This window comes from Coprococcus sp. LG101-27 (assembly GCF_027695515.1).
GTDB lineage: Bacteria > Bacillota > Clostridia > Lachnospirales > Lachnospiraceae > Allocoprococcus > Allocoprococcus comes.
Genome location: NZ_JAQEUJ010000051.1, coordinates 1 through 3,787, shown reverse-complemented (window position 1 = coordinate 3,787; position 3,787 = coordinate 1). Strand labels below are relative to the sequence as shown.

At 52.5% G+C, this 3,787-nt stretch carries 4 protein-coding genes; all 4 read left to right on the top strand.

The genetic code is table 11. The annotated features are described in order from the left end of the window. Positions 1-204 (top strand): DUF3847 domain-containing protein (locus PG766_RS16705; RefSeq protein ID WP_270591380.1); only part of this gene is annotated, 204 nt, incomplete at its 5' end. A 2-nt stretch (positions 205-206) separates the two neighbouring features. Further along, on the top strand, positions 207-1,679 hold the full coding sequence (mobQ, locus tag PG766_RS16700) for a MobQ family relaxase (protein ID WP_270591384.1): 1,473 nt from the start codon (positions 207-209) through the stop codon (positions 1,677-1,679). A 47-nt stretch (positions 1,680-1,726) separates the two neighbouring features. After that, positions 1,727-2,467, top strand: coding sequence for a CHC2 zinc finger domain-containing protein (locus PG766_RS16695; RefSeq protein WP_055059557.1), 741 nt, complete (start codon positions 1,727-1,729; stop codon positions 2,465-2,467). Further along, complete coding sequence (locus tag PG766_RS16690; protein ID WP_270591382.1) at positions 2,352-3,692, top strand: virulence-associated E family protein; 1,341 nt, start codon at positions 2,352-2,354, stop codon at positions 3,690-3,692. The genes PG766_RS16695 and PG766_RS16690 overlap by 116 nt, the downstream gene beginning before the upstream one ends. Positions 3,693-3,787 lie beyond the last annotated feature (95 nt).

Below are 3,787 nucleotides of genomic sequence, written 5' to 3'. Positions count from 1 at the left end.
GGTTCCCGGAAACAGAGGACGCATCGGCTGATTACCCGTGGGGCAGCCGTTGAGAGCATTGCGCCACAGACAAAGGAGCTATCCGAAGCGGAATTTTATTCCCTCATGGAAAGCATTTTGAATCTGCCGCAGGCGGAGCATTTCATCCGGTCTGCCACAGAGAACCACGCCCGTATTTCCGGGCAGGAGAAAGGCGGTGACTAAGGATAGCACTTTATCATTTTTCAATCGCACAGATAAAGCGCAGCGCCGGTCAGAGCGCCATTGCCAGCGCAGCCTACCGAGCCGGGGAGCGTCTTTACAGTAGCTACTATGGAGAAGCCAGCGATTACACCAAAAAGGGCGGCGTGATCGCTTCGGAAATCATGCTGCCACCCCATGCGCCGGAAATATATCTTGACCGGGCGACCCTCTGGAATGCTGTGGAGAACTGCGAGAAACATCCAAAAGCACAGCTTGCCTATTCCTTTGATATTGCCATGCAGAATGAATTGACGCTGGAAGAAAACATGGAGCTGGCGAGGAAGTTCGTGCAGGAGCAGTTTGTGGCAAAAGGCATGATTGCCGATCTTGCTTTTCACAGTCCGGAGAAAGAGGACGGCGGTATCCCAAACCCGCATTTCCATGTGATGACAACAATGCGCCCTTTGAACCCGGATGGCACATGGGGACAAAAACAGCGGCGGGAATATCTTCTTGATGAAGATGGAAACCGAATCCGGGATAAAAATGGCGATTATATGTTTAATGCTGTCCACACAACAGACTGGCACGAGCCGGAAACACTGGAACACTGGCGGGAGCAGTGGGCGGCTGCCGTTAATACAAAATTTGAGGAAAAAGGACTGGATGTGCGTATCGACCACCGTTCCTATGTGCGGCAGGGGCTTGACCTGATACCTACTGTCCACGAGGGAGCTAATGTCCGGCAGATGGAAGCAAAGGGCATCCGCACCGAGAAAGGGGAACTGAACCGCTGGATTAAAGCCACCAACCGGCTCATGCAGGATGTGAGGAAGAAGATCAAAGCCCTGTTTGTCTGGATGGCAGAGGTAAAAGAAGAACTTTCCAAACCACAGACACCGAACCTTGCCGACCTGCTGATCGCTTATTACAACCAGCGCAACGCAGGGGCATGGAGCAATAAAGCCAGAACCGGAAACTTAAAGCAGTTTGCCGAAGCCGTCAATTATCTGACGGAAAACAAGCTGCTCACATTAGAGGATTTGCAGGAGCGTCTTTCCTCTGTCAGTGAAGAATTTGAAGCATTAAGCGGCTCCATGAAAAAGAAATCTGCCCGGATAAAGGAATTGCAGGAATTGATACGGGAGGGCGAGAATTACCAGCGGCTAAAACCTATTCATACGGAATTGAACAATATCAAGTTTAAGAAACAGAGGGAGAAATTTGAAACATCCCACGATGCGGAGTTACGGCTGTTTTATGCCGCCCGCCGTATTCTGAAAGAAAAACTGGACGGAAAACCCATTGCCCTGAAAGCATGGAAACAGGAATACGCACAGTTAAAAACAGAGTATGCCGAACTGTCTCCGCAGCACAAGCCACTCCGGGAGGAAGTCATACGGCTGCGGCAGGTGCAGAACGCCGTAGATACCGCACTGCGCCGGAGGGAGCAGCCACAGGAAGTACAGAGAAAGAAACATGAGATGGAGCTATGATATAACCGGCAGCTTTACCGCTACCGGTATTTTTACGGAGGGAGCATTTGAATGTATTTGAAGCGGTGAAACAGTCTGTTACCACACGGCAGGCTGCTTCATTCTATGGAATCCGGGTGGGGAGAAACGGCATGGTCTGCTGTCCATTCCACAATGACCGCACGCCCAGCATGAAAGTGGACAGCCGCTTTTACTGCTTCGGCTGCGGGGCTTCCGGGGATGTGATCGACTTTGCCGCTTTGCTGCATGGATTGGGGAAACGGGAAGCTGCGGTCAGGCTTGCGGAGGACTTCGGCGTTTCCTATGAGAAATCCGGCAATGCGCCGCCAGATAGGAAGCGTCACAACAGGTCACAGCCCCGACAAAAATCAGCGGAGCAGAGATTTCAGGAAACGGAACGGTATTGTTTCCGGGTGCTATGCGATTATCAGCGCCTGCTGGAACATTGGAAAACAGCATACGCCCCACAGCCGCAGGATGCCATCTGGCATCCTCTTTTTGTGGAAGCGTTGCAGAGGATAAGCTACACAGAATACCTTTTGGATATTTTGTTATACGGAGAAATAGAAGAAAAAGCGGCATTGATCGCCGCACAGGGAAAGGAGGTGCTGCGGCTTGAACAGCGAATTTCAGAGCTTGCCGCCGGAAACGCAGGAAGCGGTCAAAAGGACGATGGACACAATGGAACCGGCGCAGACACCGGAAGAAATCCGGGAGACGTTAGAGGGGACGCAGAAAGGCGGCGTGAAGAACAGCATCCGAAACTGCCTGACGGTGTTCCAGCGTGACCCGCTGTTTCGTGGGGCGCTGCGTCTGAACCTTTTGACGGAGCAGATTGACATTGTGAAGCCGCTGGGCTGGGAGCGCACCAGTACCACGCTGACCGACATGGACATGAACTACCTGCTTTTGTATCTGGAAGAAAATTACGGGCTTACCAGCGAGAAAAAGGTGCAGAGCGCCATCAAGATTGTTGCCAATGAAAACCGCTACCATCCGGTCAGGGATTACCTGAACAGCCTGCAATGGGACGGCACAGAGCGCATCCGTTACGCCCTGCATCACTTTCTGGGAGCCGATACGGACGAATACACCTATGAAGCCTTGAAACTGTTCCTGATAGGAGCCATCCGGCGGGTATTCAGACCGGGGAGCAAGTTTGAGGTCATGCTCTGTCTGGTTGGTGGTCAGGGAGCCGGGAAATCTACCTTTTTCCGGCTGCTGGCAGGTAGGGACGAATGGTTTTCAGACGATTTGAAGAAGCTGGACGATGAAAATGTGTACCGCAAGCTGCAAGGGCATTGGATTATCGAGATGTCGGAGATGATTGCCACAGCCAACGCCAAGAGTATTGAGGAAATCAAGTCATTCTTAAGCCGCCAGAAAGAAACCTACAAAGTGCCGTATGAGACACACCCGGCAGACCGGCTGCGGCAATGTGTATTCGGAGGGACGACCAACCGGCAGGACTTTTTACCCCGTGACCGCACCGGCAACCGGCGCTTTCTCCCCGTGACGGTGTACCCGGAACGGGCGGAGGTTCACATACTGGACGATGAAGCGGCGGCGAGGGCGTATATCGAACAGATGTGGGCGGAAGCCATGACGATTTATCGCAGTGGGAAGTATAAGCTGTCATTCAGCATAGAAATGAACCGATACCTGAACGCCCATCAGCAGGACTTCATGCAGGAGGACACACAGGCTGGCATGATCTACGCCTATTTGGAGGACTACACCGGTGACAGGGTATGCTCCAAGCAGCTTTATGAGGAAGCGCTGGGGAACTTAAATTCCCCGGCAGACTGGGAGACACGGGCAATCTGCGAGATTATGAATACCGGCATTGCGGGCGGCATCATACAGGGCTGGGCAGCCTACAAAAGCCCGAAGCGGTATAAGAAATACGGTTCTCAAAAAGGCTGGGAGCGTGTCAACCAAGACCCGCCGGAGGGGGACGGTTTTCAGGAAATCACGGAAGAAGAAGCCTGGCAAATGGAACTGCCATTCTGAAAAGCCACCGGTTGACAGTTTGGTTGACGCTTTGGTTGACAGCCAGTTGACGGAGAAAAGCCTGATATTTGGGGCATTTCTCTCCTTTGTCAACC

Bases quoted from the DNA above. Each gene is read 5' to 3' on its own strand.
- PG766_RS16690 (WP_270591382.1), top strand. From the start codon at position 2,352: ATGGACACAATGGAACCGGCGCAGACACCGGAAGAAATCCGGGAGACG.